This is a genomic window from Streptomyces recifensis (assembly GCF_002154615.1).
Taxonomy (GTDB): domain Bacteria; phylum Actinomycetota; class Actinomycetes; order Streptomycetales; family Streptomycetaceae; genus Streptomyces; species Streptomyces griseoluteus.
In genome coordinates, this window is sequence record NZ_MUNH01000738.1 from 1 (window position 1) to 1,658 (window position 1,658).

Below are 1,658 nucleotides of genomic sequence, written 5' to 3' on the forward strand. Positions count from 1 at the left end.
GCTTCCGGCCCTTCCGCGTGTACGGAGCGCTAGCGCTTCGGGAGGAGGAACTCGCACCAGACCGCCTTGCCGCCACCGGGGGTCCGGCGGGAGCCCCAGCCCGAGGCGATGGTGGCGACGATGTCGATGCCGCGCCCGGACTCGTCGGCCGGTTCGGCGCGGCGGCGGCGCGGGAGGTGGTCGTCGCCGTCGGTGACCTCGATGATCAGGCGGCGGTCGGTGCGCCGCAGTCTGAGCCGCATGGGCGGGGTGCCGTGTTGGAGGGAGTTGGCGACCAGTTCGCTGGCGGCCAGGACGCCCAGGTCGTGGAGTTCGGTGGGGAAGCGCCAGCTCGTGAGCACGCCGGAGGCGAAGGCGCGGGCGCGCGGGGCGGCCTCGACACCGCCGAGGAGGTCCAGGGCCGCGTTGCGGAAGAGGTCGGCGGCGGGGCCGGTGCGGTGGGGGTGCTGGAGGACGAGGACGGCCACGTCGTCGTCGTGGTCGGCGGTGACGCCGGCCGAGCGGACCAGTCGGTCGCAGACGACCTGGGGGGTGCCGGTGGCGCCGGAGAGGGCGCGGGCCAGGGCCGCGATGCCCTCGTCGAGGTCCTGGTCGCGCCGTTCGACCAGGCCGTCCGTGTAGAGGACTGCGGTGGCGCCGGGACCGAGGGGGACGGAACCGGAGGAGTGGACCCAGCCGCCGGTGCCCAGCGGGGGGCCGGTGGGCTCGTCGGCGCGCAGGACCTCGCCGTTCTCGTCGCGGACCAGGATGGGCAGGTGGCCGGCGGAGGCGTAGACCAGGCGGCCCTCGTTGGGGTCGTGGACGGCGTAGACGCAGGTGGCGATCTGGTTGGCGTCGATCTCCACGGCGAGGCCGTCGAGGAGCTGAAGGACCTCGTGCGGGGGGAGGTCGAGGCGGGCGTAGGCGCGGACGGCGGTGCGGAGCTGGCCCATGACGGCGGCGGCGCGCACCCCCCGGCCCATGACGTCGCCGATGACGAGTGCGGTGCGGCCGCCGCCGAGGGTGATGACGTCGTACCAGTCGCCGCCGACCGCCACCCCGCGGTCGGTGGGCAGATAGCGGGCGGCCGCGGTGCACGACGGCAGCTCGGGCAGCCGCTGGGGGAGCAGGGCGCGCTGCAGGGCCCGTGACCGGGTGTGTTCGGCGTCGTACAGGCGGGCGCGTTCCAGGGCTTGGGCCACCAGACCGCTGATGGCACTCAGCAGGGTGCGCTCCTCCGCCGTCAGGCGTCGCGGCTGGTCGAAGGAGATCACGCAGATACCGAAGCTGACGCCCGAGACGGTCAGGGGGAGGAAAGCCCAGGACTGTTTGCCGGTCGTGGCGGGGTGGTGGGCCAGCTCGGGAAAACGCGCCGCGTACTCCTCGGCCGAGGACACGAACAGGGGGCCGCCCGCCGAGATCGCGTCCCAGACGGGATCGGAGGCAACCCGCGCCCGGCCATCGACTTCCTCCAGGAACGCCCGGGGGTAGCCGACCGGCCGGCCCAGGTTGTAGGTGTGGTCGCCCTCCACGGCCTGGACCACCAGCCCGGTGGCGTGGAACGGCGGGAGCACTCGATGGGCCACCGCTTCCACCACGTCCTGTGAGGTCGTCGCCTTCGCGAGGGCTTCGGTCAGCTCCGCGATGCGGGCCGATCGTTCGGTGGCGGCACGTGCCGC

1 protein-coding gene is annotated in these 1,658 nt (G+C 74.2%); it reads right to left on the minus strand.

The features are described 5' to 3' along the window. Window positions 1–29: 29 nt before the first annotated feature. On the minus strand, window positions 30–1,625 hold the full coding sequence (locus CCN33_RS29075; protein WP_279628225.1) for an ATP-binding SpoIIE family protein phosphatase: 1,596 nt from the start codon (window positions 1,623–1,625) through the stop codon (window positions 30–32). Window positions 1,626–1,658 lie beyond the last annotated feature (33 nt).